This is a genomic window from Fundidesulfovibrio putealis DSM 16056, from assembly GCF_000429325.1.
In the GTDB taxonomy this organism is placed as follows: Bacteria; Desulfobacterota; Desulfovibrionia; order Desulfovibrionales; family Desulfovibrionaceae; genus Fundidesulfovibrio; species Fundidesulfovibrio putealis.
Map to the genome: position 1 here is coordinate 198254 of NZ_AUBQ01000014.1, position 16511 is coordinate 214764.

Here is a 16511-nt window from a genome sequence, read left to right on the forward strand (position 1 = left end):
ACCGAACCCAAGGAGCGAACATGAACGTCCTGCTGGTTGGCTCGGGCGGGCGCGAACACGCCCTGGCCTGGAAGCTCTCCCAAAGCCCCCTCGTCGATACGCTTTTCGCCGCGCCCGGAAACGGCGGCACGGCCCTTACCGCAACCAACGTCCCCCTGGCCGACACCGACGTGGCCGGACTGGTGGACTTCGCCAAGGCCAACGCCATAGGCCTCGTGGTGGCCGGTCCCGAAGCCCCCCTGGTGGCCGGTCTGGCCGATGCGCTGGCCCAGGCCAACATCCCCTGCTTCGGCCCCGACGGCTACGCCGCGCAACTGGAAGGGTCCAAGGCCTTCGCCAAGGACATCATGCGCGCCTCCGGCGTGCCCACCGCCGACTATCAAGTCTTCACCGACTACGACGCCGCCAAGGCCTTCATCACGGCCCACGCGCTGCCCATGGTGGTCAAGGCCGACGGCCTGGCCGCCGGAAAGGGCGTGGTGGTGGCCAAGACCCACGCCGAGGCCCTGGAAGCGCTTCACGACATGATGATCGCGCGCAGCTTCGGCGCCGCCGGAGACACCGTGGTGGTGGAAGACTGCATCGTCGGCGAGGAGGCCTCCTTCCTGGCTTTCTGCGACGGCGAGACCGTGGTCCCCATGCCCTCCTGCCAGGACCACAAGGCCGTGGGCGAAGGCGACACCGGCCCCAACACCGGCGGCATGGGCGCGTACTGCCCCGCCCCGGTCCTGCCCGACACCGAGTGGGAGCGCATGGCCGCCCTGGTCATCACCCCCATCGTGCGCACCCTGGCCGCCAAAGGCCACCCCTTCAAGGGCATCCTGTACGCGGGCCTGATGATGACCGCCGACGGTCCCATGGTCCTGGAATACAACGTGCGCTTCGGAGACCCCGAGTGCCAGCCGCTGCTCATGCGCCTGGAGTCCGACATCGTGCCCATCATGCTGGCCTGCGCCTCGGGCACGCTGACCCCGTCCCTGGTGTCCTGGAGCCCCAAGACCGCCCTGTGCGTGGTGCTGGCCGCCGGCGGGTATCCCGGCAGCTACCCCAAGGGCATGGTCATCTCCGGCATCGAGGAAGCTGAAAAGACCCCCGGAGCGAAGGTGTTCGTGGCCGGAGCCAAGCTCGAAGCGGGCAAGCTCCTGACCACGGGCGGGCGCGTGCTCGGCGTCACCGCCCTGGGCGACGACCTGGCCTCGGCCCAGGCCAACGCCTACACCGCCGTTTCGTCCGTCCACTTCGACACGTGCCACTTCCGCCGCGACATCGGCGACAAGGGCATCAGGAGGAGCGCGAAATGACCCAGGTCGCCATCTTCATCGGCTCTATCTCCGACCGCGACATCATGCAGCCCTGCTCCGACGTACTGACCGAGCTTGGCATCCCGCACCTGTACACGGTCACCAGCGCGCACCGCACCCCGGACCGCACGGAAAAGCTCATCCGCGACCTGGAGGCCGACGGCTGCCAGGTGTTCATCTGCGCGGCGGGCATGGCCGCACACCTGGCCGGGGCCGTGGCCGCGCGCACCGTGAAGCCCGTGCTTGGCGTGCCCGTCACCGCGTCCGCCCTGGGCGGCATGGACGCCCTCCTCGCCACGGTGCAGATGCCGCCGGGCTTCCCGGTGGGAACCGTGGCCCTGGACAAGGCCGGGGCGCGCAACGCCGCCTGGATGGCCGCACAGATCCTGGCCATCGGCGACAAGTCCCTGGAGGCCAAAATCATAAAGGCCCGCGAAGGCTTCGTGGCGGGCGTCGAAAAGGCCGCGCGGGAGCTCGAAGGCCGAGCCTGAGCCCGGCTCTCCCGGCTTGTTTATCCGACAATGCCGTCAGACCGAAACGCGCCCTCCACGGCATTCCCGTGGAGGGCGTTTTCGTCCTGCGCGTACGTGTCCCCGAAGCGATGTCCGCCCGATTCTCCGATACGTCTGCATCTCCGCCTTGCGCCTCACCTCCCAATACTCTATGGTCGAATCAGCTAAACTCAACGTGACAATTATCTTTCGCAGATAAGAAGCCCTTTGCATCTATCGCGCTGATGCGGGAACATGCAAGGCCTGCGCGGAACGCGCATAAACATCCCGCACCCCCGCGCTCCGCTCCGGACAATAACAGCCACGACCCCAATAACAGGAAAGGCATGAAATCACTTCTTCGCTCGGTCGACTGGAAGGAAGCCTCCCTAGGCATCGTGCTTCTGGTTGCCCTGGTGATGTCGGCCTCTTACAGTTATCTGTTCTTCCACACCTTCGCCGAACTGTTCAGCATTGTCATCGCCTTCGGCGTCTTCATGCTGGCCTGGAACACCCAACGCTTCATGAACAACGGCTACCTGCTGTTCATGGGCATCGCGTACTTCTTCGTGGCCATTCTGGACCTGCTGCACACCCTGGCCTACAAGGGCATGCCCATCTTCCCCGGTTACGACGACAACAACCTCCCGCCGCAGATATGGATCGTGGCCAGGTACATGGAGAGCCTCGCGCTTCTGGCCGCCCCCCTGTTTTTCCGGCGCAAGCTGCCGGTCGTTCCCGTATTCTGCGGCTTCTGCGCCGTGACGATCCTCGCGCTGCTCTCGATCTTCTCCTGGCGGGTATTCCCCGACTGTTTCGTTGCCGGTTACGGCCTGACGCCTTTCAAGATCGCCAGCGAGTACATCATCTGCGCCATCCTGACGGGAGCGACCTGGCTGCTCTGGATCAACCGCGACAAGTTCGATCCGCTGGTGCTGCGCTTCCTCATCCTCTCCATGGCCGCCACAATCGCCACGGAACTGTGCTTCACCGCCTATACGAACCTCTACGCCACCATCAACCTGGTGGGACACATCTTCAAGATCCTCTCGTTTTACTTCATGTACCGGGCCATAATCGAAACGGGCCTGAAAAAGCCCTACGACCTCCTCTTCCGTGACCTCCAGATGGAAATCGAGGAACGGCGGAAAGCCCAAGCAGCACTCCTGGAAAGCCGGGAGCTGCTGGACAAGACCCAGAAAGCAGGCGGCATCGGCGGCTTCGACTGGGAGCGCGAAAGCAACGAACTGCACTGGACCGACGAGACCCACCGCCTCTTCGAAGCTCCAGAGGGTTTCGTCCCTACCATGGACGCCATGCTCGAACGCGTCGATCCCGAAAACCGCATCTCCCTGATGGTCTCCTTCGATAGTTCCCGCGAAACCGGCATCCCGCTGGATGTTGAAGCCAAAATCGCCACTTTCCAGGGCAACGAACGCTGGATCAGGTTCCTGGGGGGCGTCACCCTTCACGGCACGCGCAAAACGCTGGCCGGCGTCCTGCAAGACGTCACCGACAAGAGGCGCCTGGAACAACTGCGCGAGGACATTGACCGGATGTCCCGCCATGACCTGAAAAGCCCCCTCAACGCCATCATCGGGCTGCCCAGGCTCATTCTTCTCGACAAGGACATGCCGCGCGAGGAAATCGACGAGTATCTGCGGCTCATCCGCCAAACTGGCTACAACATGCTGAATCTCATCAACATATCCCTGGAAATGTTCAAGATGGAACAGGGGACCTACACCTTCGAGCCAAGCCCCGTGGACATCGTGGAACTGCTGCGCAAGCTCAAGCTCGAAGCCGCAGGCAAGCTCAAAACAAAAGAGCTCACCCTGGAGACGACCATCGAGGGACAAACTGCCGGGGAAACAGACACGTTCCCGGTCCTCAGCGAAGAGCTGCCCTGCTGGTCCATGTTGGGAAACCTGCTGGAAAACGCCATTCAGGCGTCACCAAAGGGGCACGCCGTGACCATCGCACTCGCAAGGCAGGGCGGTCAGGGCCGGATCTCCATTACCAACAAAGGTGCTGTGCCCCACGACATCCGCGCCCGCTTCTTCGAGAAGTACGCCACCTCCGGGAAAACACACGGCACCGGCCTTGGCACCTACTCCGCCAGACTGATCGCACAAACCCTCGGCGGCTCCATCGCACTGGACACCTCCGACCCCGACGGAACCACCGTCCACGTGACCCTGCCCTTGGCCGAGTAAGCCGACGGCGGGGCTCCGCCCCGGACCCCGGCGGGCTCCGCCCTGCACCCGCCAGGGGGATGATCCCCCTGGACCCTCAGTTAGCTTCGCGTAACGAACAGATACGTTTCAGATATCCCGCAAATAAGCCCTGAAGCGCGCAAAGCCGCGCTTCAGGGCTTATCAATTCGTAAATCGCCATCTTCGACGATGGCGGTGATCGGGGTGTACTGCATTGAATGCTCCCAACCGACCACATGCGTCTTCGTCCTGACTCACGTTTCATCGTGGCAGAGCGTGCTTTCATTATGGCAGAATGGTTTTTTAATGCGGCAGAGCGTGCTTTAGGCGGTGGCTGAGGGCTGTCACGGTCGGGTTCTGGCGGCGGGCGACGAATCGTCTTCCAATCGGTTCTAGCCCGCCCGCCAGGACACGAACGGGACAGCACCCAGCCACCGCCACCAGTCCCAACTCAACACGCCCGCACACGACGCAAAGCGAAAAGCCGGGTCCAGGGGAGGCTTCTCCCCTGGCGGGTCAAGGGCAGAGCCCTTGCGGGTGCAGGGCGGAGCCCGCCGGGTCCGGGCAGAGCCCGGCTGCGGCGCTTACTTGGCCTCGTAGCGGGCCAGGAACCTCTCCAGGTCGTTGGGCTCGCCGTCCTGGTAGTCGTCGGGGTACAAAAGCGCGGACATGAAGAAGATGCTCTCCAGGTTTAGGGCCATGTCCGCGCGGCGGGCGAAGCCTTTCAGGCCTTGGCGCAGGCTGTCGGTCACGGCGTCGTCGCCCTTGAGGTAGGGCTCGGCGTGCTCGGGCAGATCGGCCAGCAGCTCGCACTTTTCCAGCATCATGGCCCGGTGGGAGTCCGTGTCGCCCTGCCCGTGCAGGGCTTCCATGGCGTCCTTTTCCAGGCGGCGGATGGCCTGTGCGGTCTCGCTGACCATGTCCAGCACCTTCGCAATATCAGACGGCTTTTCCATGAGCGGGTGGTCCTTGTGCCGGGCGCGGCGGCGCGCCCGGGGATCAATACATCTGTTTCAGCAGGTCCTCGCCGGTTGCCAGGGGGGCGTCGGGGTCGGAGAAGTTGACGTTGCCTTGTCCGCCGATGATTCCGGCAAAGGCGCTCTTCTCCTGTCCCTCCTTGAAGGGCATGGACACGCCGTCCACGGCGCTCCATACGATGCCCGGCGGCTGTGGGAAGTCTTCGACCGGGTACATGTTTTCCACGGCCAGGCGATACTCGATGAAGGCCGGGAGCGCGGCGGTGCCGCCGGTCTCGCCCTTGCCCATGGGCTGGACCTGGTCGAAGCCCAGGTAGACGCCGGTGAGCAGATAGGGGGTGAAGCCCACGAACCAGGCGTCCTGTTCGTCGTTGGAGGTGCCGGTCTTGCCTGCCAGGGGGCGGCCTATGACCATGGCCTTCCCGGCGGTGCCGGCGCGCACGACTTCCTTGAGCATGGCGTCCATGATGAAGGCGGTCTGGGGCGACATGGCCTCGTGGTATTCGGGCTCGGACTTGAAGAGCTCCTGGCCGTCGGGGCCGGTGACGCTGAGGACGAAGCGGGGCTTCACCTGCACGCCGCCGTTGGCGAAGGAGGTGTAGGCCTGGCACAGGTTGATGAGGTGCACCGCACCCGCGCCCAGGGAGATGGGCAGATACGGTCCGAGTTCGGACTCGATGCCCATGGCCTTGGCCCGCGCGATGACCTTCTGGATGCCGATCTGCTGGGCCACGCGGATGGTGACCAGGTTTCGCGACTTGGCCAGGGCGGCGCGCAGGCTCATGGGGCCTTGGAAGCCGCCTTCGTAGTTCTCGGGCTTCCAGATCTTGTGGGTGACGGGGTCCTCGTAGACGAAGGGGCTGTCCATGACCACGGTGGCCGGGGTCATGCCCTCGTCCATGGCGGCGGAATACACGATGGGCTTGAAGGCCGAGCCGCACTGGCGCAGCGCCTGGGTGGCGCGGTTGAACTGGCTCTTCTCGAAGGAGAAGCCGCCCACGCAGGCCAGCACCGCCCCGTTCTTGGGGTCGAGGGAGGTTATCGCGCCCTGGACGTCGGGCTCCTGCTGGAGGATGAGGTCGTCGCCGACCTTGGGAGCAGGGGCAGGCGCGGCCTTGCCCGAAGCGGGTTTCTTGGCGTCGGCGATGGCTTTGGCTTCCGCTGCGGCCTTGGCCTTGGGGTCCACCGGAGCCAGGGACACCCAGACCACCTCGCCGGGCTTGGGACCCTTGCCGCGCGTCCAGCCCAGGAACTTGGCGTCGATGAGGCCGGTGTTCTTGCCGTATTTCACCACCAGCCCCTTGGCGGAGGCCTCGGTGACCAGGGCCTTGACCCACTGGCCGTTCTTCAGCAGGGCGGGGTTCACATCCTGGGCCAGGAACTCGGCCCACTTATCGGGAGTCAGGGTGTCGATGGTCCCCTTCCAGCCGCGACGCTTGGAGGACGCCACCAGGGCGTTCTTCAGGGCTTTCTCGGCGGCTTCCTGGTGGGTCAGGTCGCAGCCGGTGACCACCTTGAGGCCACCGGTGTAGACCATGTCCTCGCCGTAGTGGTCCACCAGCCAGCGGCGGACCTCTTCAAGATAATATGCGCCCACGCCCCAGGTCTGCTCGTCCATGCTCTTGAAGACCAGCTGCTCCTTGAGGGCCTTGTCGTGCTCGTCCTGGGTTATCCAGTTCATCTCCAGCAGACGCCCCAACACGTAGCGCTGGCGGCTCTTGGCGGCCTCGAAGTCCTTGAGCGGGCTGTAGCGGCTGGGCGCGGGGGGCAGACCGGCCAGCACGGCTGCCTGGGCCAGGGTGAGCTGGCCCACGTGCACGCCGAAATAGGTGCGCGAGGCGGCTTCCACGCCGTAAGCGCGCGACCCCAGGTAAATCTGGTTCAGATAGATTGTGAGGATTTCGTCCTTGGTGAGGTAGCGCTCCAGGCGGTAGGCCAGGATGGCTTCCTTGATCTTTCGCTTGAGGCTGCGCTCGGGCGTGAGCAGCAGGCGCTTGACCAGCTGCTGGGTGATGGTGGAACCGCCCTGCTTCGCGCCGCCGTGCTGCATGTTGCGCAGGAAGGCGCGGAAGATGGCCATGGGGTCCACGCCTTCGTGCTGATAGAAGGAGGAATCCTCTGCGGCCAGGAAGGCCTTGGGCAGGTACGCGGGCATCTCGCCGAGCGTCGCCAGGAAGCGCTTCTCCGCGAACAGGTTACCGAGCACCTTGCCGTCGTGGGTGTAGACGGTGGACACCACAGGGGGCTTGTATTCGGTAAGATTCTTAAATCCCGGCAAATCGCTGGCCGCCCAGAAGTACACGCCCACCAGACCCACACCAGCGCCCACGATGGTCAGCGCGACAAATATAGCGAAGAATAAGAGAAATTTACGCATTTTTATCCACTTTCGTTCGTTTCCTTTCCGCCCGTGCGCCGTGCTCATCGGGAGACATTCCCCAGGCCATGCGCATGCGTCCGTGCAACTCCCGGACCGTTGAGCGTTTCTGGCTGAAAAGGGGAAGCATGCCGCTTACGATGCGCCCTTCCCGGCAGGCGAGGCAGTCTTTTGCATCGAAAGCGGTGACGGCCCCTGCCGATACCCAAAACGGGAACAGACGGCAATAATAGGGTCTGACCTCGCCCGACAAAATACACCCATGAGGGCCCAGGAACGTACAGTTGCCGTCCGGGTCCGTGGCCAGCCGGAGGTGCTCCCCGTGGGGGGGAAACACCCTGGACAGATGCTCCCGGTCGTTGGGGAAAAGGCGCATCAGGTTGTCCAGGAAGGCGGAGGAGTTCGGCGCGCCCGTCAATCCGCCGCGCGTGGGGCCGTACTCGACGATGCGCTGACGCTCGATCTCGGACACCGGGAAGCACAGGTCTTCCTGGCCCGGCGTGAGGTTGCAGCAGGTTGGGCTTATCGCGGCGCACCGGGCGCAGACCTGGGCGTCTTTTGATGTGGTCACAAATGATATCCTCGTTTGCTCGTAAGCCATTATGACCGCAGGGGCGCTCTGGCAACACCTTTCGGACAATCCGGCCTGAATCGCCTCCAGGGCGCAGCATCGCCGCGAGCGATCGACGCCGCCGCCCGTCGGGCCATTTCCGGCACGAGCGTTCCGCTCACGGAAGGGGAAGTTTCAAAAACCAAGCATCTCGCTTAAGAAAAATATTGTTGCACAAAATCCACATGCCCCCTATATATAATTATTTTTTGTTTTACTTTGTGATTTTTTTCCCTTGACCTCACCCCCGGCTCGGGTCTATCACGACTCCCGGCAGTGGTTGAGGTTCCGGCGACGCATTTTGACTGTACCCAATTGGTCCTATTCCATCTTCAGTCCCTTGCGCCGCCTCGGAGCTGTGTACGCGCACCGCGCGATCGCGCTCCTTGGTTGCAACAGCTATATATACACATAGAAGGTTTCTGTCATGTCCACGAGCAAGAAAGAGGCTTTTGCCGAAATCATCCGTCCCCTTGAGAACTACAACGGTGAAGGCGTTCACGGCTGCACCACTTGCAAGAAGGCCATCACCGTTCAGCTGCGCATCGTCGACGAAGTCGTCGTCGAGGCTGGCGGCATCGCCGAAGGCTGCTACTACAGCCGCCAGTGCCTGGCCGCCCTGTTGACCATGATCAAGGGCAAGTCCATATACGATCTTTACCCCCTGACCAACGAAGATCTCCGCCCCAACCTTCAGACCGTGAAGGACGATTACGACTGTGACGTCTTCACCATCGGCGCTCTGAAGATCGCCCTGAAGGACTGGGAAAAGAGAATGGCCGCCTAAGGCGGACCACTGCCAACTGGGCCGCTCCGGGATCGTGGGGCGGCCCTTTTTTTGTCCTTCGCGCACAGACGCCTTTGACATACTGCCCACAACGGAGCGCACAATGATCGTCCTTCGGGCATTACTTCTCTGGCTGGCTTTCCTGGCCATGGCCATTCTCGCCGGGACGCTGCGCCAGTTTCTCCTGGCCCCGGCCATGGGCGATACGCCCGCGCGGGCCGCCTGCACCGTCCTTCTCTGCGTTCTCTACTTCGCAGCCATCCGGGCCTTCGTGCAGCGCCTGCGCATCGACGGCACGTCCACCCGCCTGTCCCTGGGGCTCTTCTGGTCCGGCCTGACCCTGGCCTTCGAGTTCGGCTTCGGCCTGGCGCGCGGCCTGAGTTGGGACGTCATGCTGGCCGACTACAACATCCTGGCAGGCCGCCTGTGGCCGCTGGTGCCGCTGACGCTTCTCGCCGCCCCGCTTCTCGTACGCCGGAAGAGGCAGGGGCTTCGCCCCTGACCCCACCAGGGCTCCGCCCTGGACCCGCCAGGGGGATGATCCCCCTGGACCCTGCATCCGCTTCGCGGGCAGCACCGGCAATGTTCACAGAATTCGCCAGCCCAGAACGCGCAAAGCCGCGTTCATGGGCCGTATTTTCTTGAACTCCCCCCGTGAAGATTCGATGGAGCCATTCTCTAGGCGACTGCCCGCCCTGAAAAGCAAGGGCATCTCTCCGTAAACCGGGGTCTGCCTCTGAGGACCGGGCCGGAGCTGTTTCTAAAGCTGAGGCTGATGGTCCAAGGGCTGGGGGCTGTCACGGTCGGGTTCTGGCGGGCGGGCGACGAATCGTCTTCAAATCGGTTCTAGCCCGCCCGCCAGGACACGAACGCGACAGCCCCAGCCACCAACCCCCTGCCCAAACTCAACCTGCCCGCGCACGACGCGAAGCTAAGAGCCGGGTCCAGGGGAGGCTTCTCCCCTGGCGGGTGCAGGGCAGAGCCCTGCCGGGTCTGGGCGGAGCCCAGCCTCTCCCTGACCCTGCCCTATTCTTCGACGTCCGTTGATATGCAGTCGTTGGGGCAATAGGCTATTGCCTGCCTGACGACCTCCTCAAGCGCTTCGTCGGCCTTGAGAAAGGGCTGCTCGATGGACTGATCCATGCCGAAGAGTTCGGGGGCGACCTCGGCGCACGCGCCGCAGCCGTGGCAGGGCACGAGGTCGAGATAGACGGGAATGATGACGGGACCGGGACTGCTCATGCATCCTCGCTTTATGGTTGCCCGCGTCCGCACGCGGCGCTAGAATTGAACATCCGCCGGAAAATGTACGGCCTGGGGGAAATTTGTCAACGCGCCACACCACATGATCTGCAACAAATGCGGCCAGGAGAACCAGGACGACGCCCTGTCGTGCGGGTCGTGCGGCCACAAACTCCAGTCTAGCCAGAGCGGGCCGGGACAGCTGGGCTTTGACGACGGTGGATACGTGGAGCCGATCCCCATGCTGCATGAAGCCGGACCTGCGACCAGACGCAAGACGCGAAAACATGTGGAGGCTTGGGCGGTCGCGCTTCTCGCGGGGGGCGCGGCGTACGGCCTGAGCGCAGCGGAGCTTTACTGGCCGCTCTTTGTGCTGGCAGGGGCGGCCATGGCCTACGCGTTGCTGCGTGGCCTCAACTGGAAGGGATGAGCATACGCGCGTATGCCGGAACAGCGGGCAATGCAAGAAAGGGCTGGTTGCGCGCGGACTTGCGCGGGATGGACGAAACGGGGCGAGGCTAGTCCGACCCGCAGCACTGCACGATCTTGGGGACGTGGCACTCGGCCCAGGGCGAGTTCACGGTGGCGGTCATGCAGCCGGGCTGGGACTCGTAGTTGATTCGCGCCGAGCCCATGTTGCCCTGCCAGGCCTTGCTGGTCACCACCACGTCCCTGTCGAAAACCTGGCAGTAGAACTCCGTAAATTTGGCGGCGTAGTGGGCGTTGAACACGTACACCTCGTCGCGTTTGCCCACGAAGCGGAAGTCGTCCGTGGTCTTGCAGGTCAGCGCGGCCAGGACTTCGCGCAAGAGGCAGCGCATCACCGCCTCGTTGTCGATGGCGTTGACGGGGCTGGCTGTCAGCAGGACCGAGAGCAGCAGTGCGGCGGTGACGCTTTTGATCATGCCTGCAATTGTAGCAAGTTTTGCGCCAATCAATCCAGCTCGTATTCGGTCATCCAGTCGGAATCCTCGGGCAGGGGCGGCTGTTCGCCCTTGGCGAAAAGGCAGTCGCCCATCACCAGATAGTCCATCTCGGTGCGCATGAAGCAGCGGTAGGCGTCGGAAGGCGTGCACACGATGGGCTCGCCGCGCACGTTGAAGCTGGTGTTCACGATCACCGCGCAGTTCTGGGTCTGGCGGAAGGTGTCGATGAGCTGCCAGTAGCGGGGGTTCACGTCCTTGCCGACGCTCTGGATGCGGGCGGAGTAGTCCACGTGGGTGATGGCCGGGAGGTCCGAGCGCTGCACGTAGAGCCGCTCCCACATGCCGAGTTCGTTGTAGTCGCCTGGCAGGGCCAGCTGGCGATCCTCACTGACCGGGGCCACCAGCAGCATGTAGGGCGAGGGGCGGTCGATCTGGAAGTACTCGCTGATGGCCTCCTCCATGACGGAGGGGGCGAAGGGGCGGAAGCCCTCGCGGTACTTGATCTTCAGGTTCAGCTTCTTCTGCATGTCGGGGTTGCGCGGGTCGCCCAGGATGGTGCGGTTGCCGAGCGCGCGCGGACCGTACTCCATGCGCCCCTGGAACCAGCCCACCACGTTGCCCTGGGCCAGAAGCGAGCAGACCTCGCGGCACAGCGCGTCGAAATCGTCGAACTTGGTGAAGGGCGCATGGCGGCGGGCGGCCACGCGCTTGATGTCGGACAGGGAGAACTCTGGGCCGAGATAGGCTCCGCGCATGGAGTCCTTGCCGGGGTTCTCGATGACGCGGTCCTTGCCCTTCCAGATGTGCCAGGCGGACAGGGCCGCGCCAAGCGCGCCGCCGGCGTCGCCGGCGGCGGGCTGAATCCAGACGTCCTTGAAGATGCCTTTGCGCAGGAGCTTGCCGTTGGCAACGCAGTTGAGCGACACGCCGCCTGCCATGGTCAGGTATTCGCAGCCGGTCAGGTCCTTGGCGGTCTGGGCCAGGCGCAGCACCACCTCTTCCGTGACCTGCTGGATGGCCAGGGCCATGTCCATGTATTCCTGGGTCAGCTCGGTCTCGCTCTCGCGCCGGGGCAGGCCGAAGAGTTTCTCCCAGGCCGCGTCGTTGCACATGCGAAGCCCGGTGGCGTAGGTGAAGTAGGCCATGTTCAGGAGCATGGAGCCGTCGGGGCGCACGTCCACGAGTTCGTCGTAAATCTTGCGCATATACTCGGCCACGCGCTCGGAGTCGGGGTTGCCGTAGGGCGCGAGGCCCATGAGCTTGTACTCGCCGGAGTTCACCTTGAAGCCGCAGTAGTAGGTGAAGGCGGAATACAGAAGGCCCAGCGAGTGCGGGAAATCGAGCTCGCGCAGGAAGGTGATCTCCTTGCCCTTGCCGTGCCCGATGGTGGTGGTGGCCCACTCGCCCACGCCGTCGATGGTCAGGATGGCGGCTTCCTCGAAGGGCGAGGGGTAGAAGGCGCTGGCCGCGTGAGACAGGTGATGCTCGGGAAAGAGCACCTGGGGCTTGCCGGGGCCGAGCTTGGCGAATTCGTCCGCGAGCATCTTGCTCATGAACAGCTTTTCCTTGATCCACACCGGCATTGCGGACAGGAAGCTTTTGAGGCCCGAGGGCGCGAACCCGTGGTAGGTCTCCAGCAGGCGCTCGAACTTGAGGAAGGGCTTGTCGTAGAAGGCCACGGCGGCAAGATCCTTGAAGGCCAGCCCCGCCTCGGCCAGACAGTAGGCCGCGGCGTTGGTGGGGAAGGACGGGTCGTGCTTTCTGCGGGTGAAGCGTTCCTCGTGGGCGGCGGCCACGATGCGCCCGTCCATGATCAGGGCGGCGGCGGAGTCGTGGTAGTATGCGGAGATGCCTAGAATGGCCTCGGGCATGGCGTATTCCTGCTGAAGAGCGCCGCCGGGGCTGTCAAGCCTTCGGCGGCGCGACTCTCGTTGATGTGCTGATTCAAACGCCCGGTACGGCGACGTCTCGTGTTGCGCCCTTGCCGCGAACAAAGCCGCGGGGGAGATCCTAGAACAACGTGTAAATGAACGGGGCGATGGCCGATCCGCTGGTCAGCACGATCAGCACGCCGAAAAGAAGCAGCACCAGGATGATGGGCAGCAGCCAGAATTTCTTGCGGACTCTCAGGAAGCCCCACAGATCACCGAGAAAGCTCATGGTATTTCCACCTAATAGGGAGTTTCGATATCTTTGCTGGAAAACTGATGGTCGCGCACGCGAAACACGCTTGCGCTGTCCTTCTTGAAGCCCCTGGTCTGCATGGAGTCCTTGCCCATGGCGCGGCGCAGAAGCCCCATGGGGGTCAGCACCGTATAGAACACCACGGCCAGGAGAATCTTGGACATCACGGTGCCCAGGATGTGCGAGAAGCCGAACCAGACTTTGGCGGCGGGCTTGAAGGCCGAAGGCCAGGTCATGTCCAGCACCAGCAGCAGCAGGCCGTAACCCAGGAAATCCCGCCGATGGCCGAACCAGGCGATCAGCAGACAGATGAGCACCAGGGCCATGCCGGTGTCGCGGGCCTGGGCCTTGCTGGCCGAGAGCCAATACGAGCCTTTTTGTGCTTTCTGAGTCATGTATTCCTCATTTCAAACGCCGGAAGAATGCCAGACGGGCCAATCCTGGGCAATACTAATTTTTCGAGGCATTATCCCGGCGAACTGCCCGAGGCTGGCAGCAGAGCAGATTCATCCTTCAGTTGAACCGGAGCAGCTTGAATCTATCAGAGGCGGCACTTGACCAGCATGCCTTTTATTTGCGAGAATACCGTATGGGGATCCTGCTTACTGTCGGCATTTTTTACATTGTCGCGCACATTTTGGTCTTCCTTCCCGCAGCGAGGAGGTCTTTTCCCAGACTTTGCCAGAATGCTGCTTCAGTTTTTCTCGTGTGCGACTCCATGCTGGCGGGCGTGCTCCTGCTTGAACTCTATTTCGCAGCAATCCACGACCAATCCGACGGCTTCAACCTGACGCGTTCCGGCCGCCAATGGTTCGAACGCCACTGGAAGCCGGTCAATTCCCTGGGCTACCGCGACGCCGAACCCGCAGCTCCCGCCCCGGGCCAGAGAACCGTCATGATCCTGGGCGACTCCTTCGCAGCCGGACACGGCATCGAACGGGCCGAGAACCGTTTCTCGAACGTGGCCGCCCGCGCGCTGGGGCCGGGCTGGAAGGTGTACAACGTGTCCCAGCCCGGATGGGACACCGTGGACGAGGCCAAGGCCATGCGCGCCTTCCCGGTGAAGCCCGACGTGGTCGTGCTGTGCTACTACCTGAACGACATCTTCCATGCCGCGAACGAGGCGAAATACCCCCTGACCTTTTCCGTGAATCTACCCACGGGCTTCATGAAGGAGCTCGTCGGGGTGTCCGCCCTGGCCGACTACGCATACTGGCGTCTGGCGCGCGGCGGCAATCTCTCGGGCGGAGCCGGAACCTTCTGGGACACGCTGAAGGGGGCCTATGCCGATCCGGCGGTCTGGGGCATCCACGCCAAGGCCCTGGAGGACATCGCCGCCTATTGCCGGGAGAACCGCATCACCCTGGTGGCCGTGGTGTTCCCCATGCTCCAGGCTCCGGCCGAGAGCGCCCCCATCACCGGCAAGGTGGCCGGAGCCCTGGCCGCCATGGGAGCGGACGTGATCGACCTGACGCCAGCGATGCAGGGCCGCCCCGCCCGCGAACTGGTGGTGAACACCCTGGACGCGCACCCCAACGAGGCCGTGCATCGCCAAGTGGGCGAGATGCTGGCCGGGCGCATGCACACCCTGGAAGCGTCTCTCTCGCCGCGCTGACCGCGCCAAGCTGCTCCATCCCGTCCATGCGGGCCGGTTCGTCCCGGCCTCGCCATGGATTCATCCGCCTCCTGTCCGACACTCGTCGACAGGGCGCTGACCGTCCGCGAAGCACCCGCCCCATTCAGACTTCCGCAGTCCTGCATCACGATTCCCGATAACATCCGCCCCCCTCCATCCTGACAAGCGATTGGCCTGGAACGCTCCCTCCGGTGTAACGTGCCGGAAATTCATGACGGAGCAGGCGATGAAGAGGACCAGGACCATCACTATTCTGGCCAGAACGGCCCTCGCCCTGGCGTTCCTGGTAGCCGGGGCCATCAAGCTCACCCGTCCGGAAGTCTTCGCCGTGACCATCAAGGCCTTCGGCATCGTCCCCGACGCGGTCATCGGGCCGCTCTCCATCGGCCTGCCGGTGCTGGAAGTCGCGGCGGCGCTGCTGCTTCTCTTCAATCGTCGTCCGGGGCTGGAAATGGTTACGGCCCTGCTGCTCCTGTTCGTGGCCATCCTGGCCTACGCCCTGCGCATGGGCCTGGACATCGACTGCGGCTGCTACGGCCCCTCCGACCCGGAGCGCGAGGCCTTCGGCTCCATCCGTCAGGCTTTATGGCGCGACGCGGCAATGCTTTGCTGTGCGGCCTTTCTTTTCTGGCGCAGACGCTTTGTTCCACAAACACTCGAACCGTGAGGAGGCTCTCTGATGGCGTTTCGTTTTTTCCTGGCACTGGTGATGGCTGCCGCCCTGCTGGCGGCGAACGTGGCCGGTTCCTACGCGAAGGACATGTTCGAGGAGGAAGTGGACAAGGAAGCCGTGTCCGTGAAGCTGGCGCGCGAGGCCGTGGCCGGAGGCTACCCGCTGGTCACCGTGGACGAGCTCAAGAAGATGGTGGACGAGAAGAAGCCCATGCTGATCGTGGACACCATGCCCTACGAGGCCAGCTTCAAGAAGGAGCACATCCCCGGCGCATTGAGCTTCGAGTTCCCCATCGAGCCCCTGGCCCAGTGGGACCCGGCCAAGACCGGCGGCAAGTCCCAGGCTGATTTCGAGAAGCTGCTCGGACCCGACAAGGGCAAGCTGATCGTGTTCTACTGCGGCTTCGTCAAGTGCACCCGCAGCCACAACGGAGCCATCTGGGCCAAGAAGCTGGGCTACACCAACGTGGTGCGCCTGCCCGGCGGCATCTATGCCTGGAAGGGCGCCAAGTTCCCCGCCGAAGAAGTGAAATAACTCCCGGCTGAGCACCTGACAGACCGCAGAGGCAGCGACTCTTGCAGCCTGTAACAGGCTCGCTGGCATGCCCTGGAAAAAGCCAAACCCGATGCGTCGTCGGCACGCGCGCGGGTTTGGCTTTTTTTCGCACAGCGGGGAATATTTTCAACAAAACACTAAAGTTTGCCCCCCCACGAACCGATAAGACCAGCGACACGGGATGATATCGTCTTCCTGGGGAGGTGGGCATGACTATCGACAACAGCGGCATGTCGGGGATTTCCGGCAGTTCCGGCACGATGACCATGGACAACAAGACCGCCAAGCAGCTCTTCGGGGCTGGCGTGGTGAAAACGACGCTGGACTACATGAACTCCGACCCGAACGGATCGTCCGGCAAGAACGCAGACTACGATTTCCAGACCAAGGTCCTCGAAGGCGGCATGATGGCCAAGGGGATGATGGTCAAGGGAAAGGTCTAGCCTGACGATGCTTCTGAACGCCAACGCGCCGGTTCCGGGTCGATCCCGAACCGGCGCGTTCGTTTTGGCGCTTCCTCTAGGACGCGCCGCGTA

18 protein-coding genes are annotated in these 16511 nt (G+C 63.4%); 10 read left to right on the forward strand and 8 right to left on the reverse strand.

Features of this window, described 5'->3' with window-relative positions; genetic code table 11:
* Positions 1 to 20 precede the first annotated feature (20 nt).
* The 3 genes from purD (at position 21) to G453_RS26340 (ending at position 4008) form a co-directional block, all read left to right on the forward strand.
* A complete protein-coding gene (gene purD / locus G453_RS0112275) occupies positions 21 to 1301 on the forward strand; it encodes a phosphoribosylamine--glycine ligase (RefSeq protein WP_027191312.1) in 1281 nt (426 codons plus the stop codon).
* Positions 1298 to 1792, forward strand: a complete 495-nt coding sequence (gene purE, locus G453_RS0112280) for a 5-(carboxyamino)imidazole ribonucleotide mutase (protein WP_027191313.1) — start codon at positions 1298 to 1300, stop codon at positions 1790 to 1792. Before purD ends, purE begins: the two co-directional genes overlap by 4 nt.
* A gap of 347 nt (positions 1793 to 2139) precedes the next feature.
* On the forward strand, positions 2140 to 4008 hold the full coding sequence (locus G453_RS26340; RefSeq protein ID WP_027191314.1) for a sensor histidine kinase: 1869 nt from the start codon (positions 2140 to 2142) through the stop codon (positions 4006 to 4008).
* A gap of 584 nt (positions 4009 to 4592) precedes the next feature.
* Here the strand turns inward: G453_RS26340 and G453_RS0112290 are convergent.
* From G453_RS0112290 to G453_RS0112300, 3 genes are read right to left on the reverse strand one after another with little or no spacing between them, the layout of a single operon-like run.
* Entirely contained in the window at positions 4593 to 4964 is a 372-nt protein-coding gene (locus G453_RS0112290; protein ID WP_027191315.1) for a hypothetical protein, read from the reverse strand.
* Between the two features lie 43 nt (positions 4965 to 5007).
* Positions 5008 to 7362: a penicillin-binding protein 1A gene (locus G453_RS0112295; RefSeq protein WP_027191316.1), complete on the reverse strand. Its 2355-nt coding sequence runs from the start codon at positions 7360 to 7362 to the stop codon at positions 5008 to 5010.
* A complete protein-coding gene (locus tag G453_RS0112300) occupies positions 7355 to 7933 on the reverse strand; it encodes a YkgJ family cysteine cluster protein (RefSeq protein ID WP_027191317.1) in 579 nt (192 codons plus the stop codon). The genes G453_RS0112295 and G453_RS0112300 overlap by 8 nt, the downstream gene beginning before the upstream one ends.
* 466 nt (positions 7934 to 8399) lie before the next feature.
* Here G453_RS0112300 and G453_RS0112305 point away from each other — a divergent pair, with 466 nt between their 5' ends.
* Together G453_RS0112305 and G453_RS23775 are read left to right on the forward strand one after the other, a co-directional pair.
* Positions 8400 to 8759, forward strand: a complete 360-nt coding sequence (locus G453_RS0112305; RefSeq protein WP_027191318.1) for an iron-sulfur cluster assembly scaffold protein — start codon at positions 8400 to 8402, stop codon at positions 8757 to 8759.
* A gap of 103 nt (positions 8760 to 8862) precedes the next feature.
* Positions 8863 to 9261 carry a hypothetical protein gene (locus G453_RS23775; RefSeq protein WP_043645580.1) on the forward strand — a complete coding sequence of 133 codons (399 nt, stop codon included), beginning with the start codon at positions 8863 to 8865 and terminating at the stop codon, positions 9259 to 9261.
* Positions 9262 to 9785: 524 nt separating this feature from the next.
* On the opposite strand, the gene G453_RS0112315 is transcribed toward G453_RS23775, so the two are convergent.
* Complete coding sequence (locus G453_RS0112315) at positions 9786 to 10001, reverse strand: ferredoxin (protein ID WP_051272368.1); 216 nt, start codon at positions 9999 to 10001, stop codon at positions 9786 to 9788.
* Positions 10002 to 10104: 103 nt separating this feature from the next.
* On the opposite strand from G453_RS0112315, the gene G453_RS0112320 reads away from it, so the two are divergent.
* A complete protein-coding gene (locus G453_RS0112320) occupies positions 10105 to 10431 on the forward strand; it encodes a zinc-ribbon domain-containing protein (RefSeq protein ID WP_027191320.1) in 327 nt (108 codons plus the stop codon).
* An 88-nt stretch (positions 10432 to 10519) separates the two neighbouring features.
* Here the strand turns inward: G453_RS0112320 and G453_RS26345 are convergent, their stop codons facing one another.
* The 4 genes from G453_RS26345 to G453_RS0112340 form a co-directional block, all read right to left on the reverse strand.
* A complete protein-coding gene (locus G453_RS26345; protein WP_051272369.1) occupies positions 10520 to 10906 on the reverse strand; it encodes a hypothetical protein in 387 nt (128 codons plus the stop codon).
* A 29-nt stretch (positions 10907 to 10935) separates the two neighbouring features.
* Positions 10936 to 12798 carry a carbamoyltransferase family protein gene (locus G453_RS0112330; RefSeq protein WP_027191321.1) on the reverse strand — a complete coding sequence of 621 codons (1863 nt, stop codon included), beginning with the start codon at positions 12796 to 12798 and terminating at the stop codon, positions 10936 to 10938.
* A gap of 139 nt (positions 12799 to 12937) precedes the next feature.
* On the reverse strand, positions 12938 to 13087 hold the full coding sequence (locus G453_RS28420) for a DUF5989 family protein (RefSeq protein ID WP_169725330.1): 150 nt from the start codon (positions 13085 to 13087) through the stop codon (positions 12938 to 12940).
* Between the two features lie 11 nt (positions 13088 to 13098).
* The gene (locus G453_RS0112340) at positions 13099 to 13506 is read right to left on the reverse strand and encodes an SxtJ family membrane protein (protein WP_027191322.1); all 408 of its coding nucleotides are present in this window, start codon (positions 13504 to 13506) and stop codon (positions 13099 to 13101) included.
* Positions 13507 to 13817: 311 nt separating this feature from the next.
* On the opposite strand from G453_RS0112340, the gene G453_RS23785 reads away from it, so the two are divergent.
* The 4 genes from G453_RS23785 to G453_RS0112360 all read left to right on the forward strand — a co-directional run bounded on the left by G453_RS23785 (position 13818) and on the right by G453_RS0112360 (position 16418).
* Complete coding sequence (locus tag G453_RS23785) at positions 13818 to 14726, forward strand: SGNH/GDSL hydrolase family protein (RefSeq protein WP_169725331.1); 909 nt, start codon at positions 13818 to 13820, stop codon at positions 14724 to 14726.
* Positions 14727 to 14973: 247 nt separating this feature from the next.
* Positions 14974 to 15414 (forward strand): MauE/DoxX family redox-associated membrane protein, encoded by a 441-nt coding sequence (locus tag G453_RS23790; protein WP_043645582.1) that lies wholly within the window; start codon positions 14974 to 14976, stop codon positions 15412 to 15414.
* Positions 15415 to 15426: 12 nt separating this feature from the next.
* Positions 15427 to 15954 carry a rhodanese-like domain-containing protein gene (locus G453_RS0112355; protein ID WP_027191323.1) on the forward strand — a complete coding sequence of 176 codons (528 nt, stop codon included), beginning with the start codon at positions 15427 to 15429 and terminating at the stop codon, positions 15952 to 15954.
* A gap of 230 nt (positions 15955 to 16184) precedes the next feature.
* Positions 16185 to 16418 (forward strand): hypothetical protein, encoded by a 234-nt coding sequence (locus G453_RS0112360; RefSeq protein ID WP_235731755.1) that lies wholly within the window; start codon positions 16185 to 16187, stop codon positions 16416 to 16418.
* Positions 16419 to 16511: the final 93 nt, after the last annotated feature.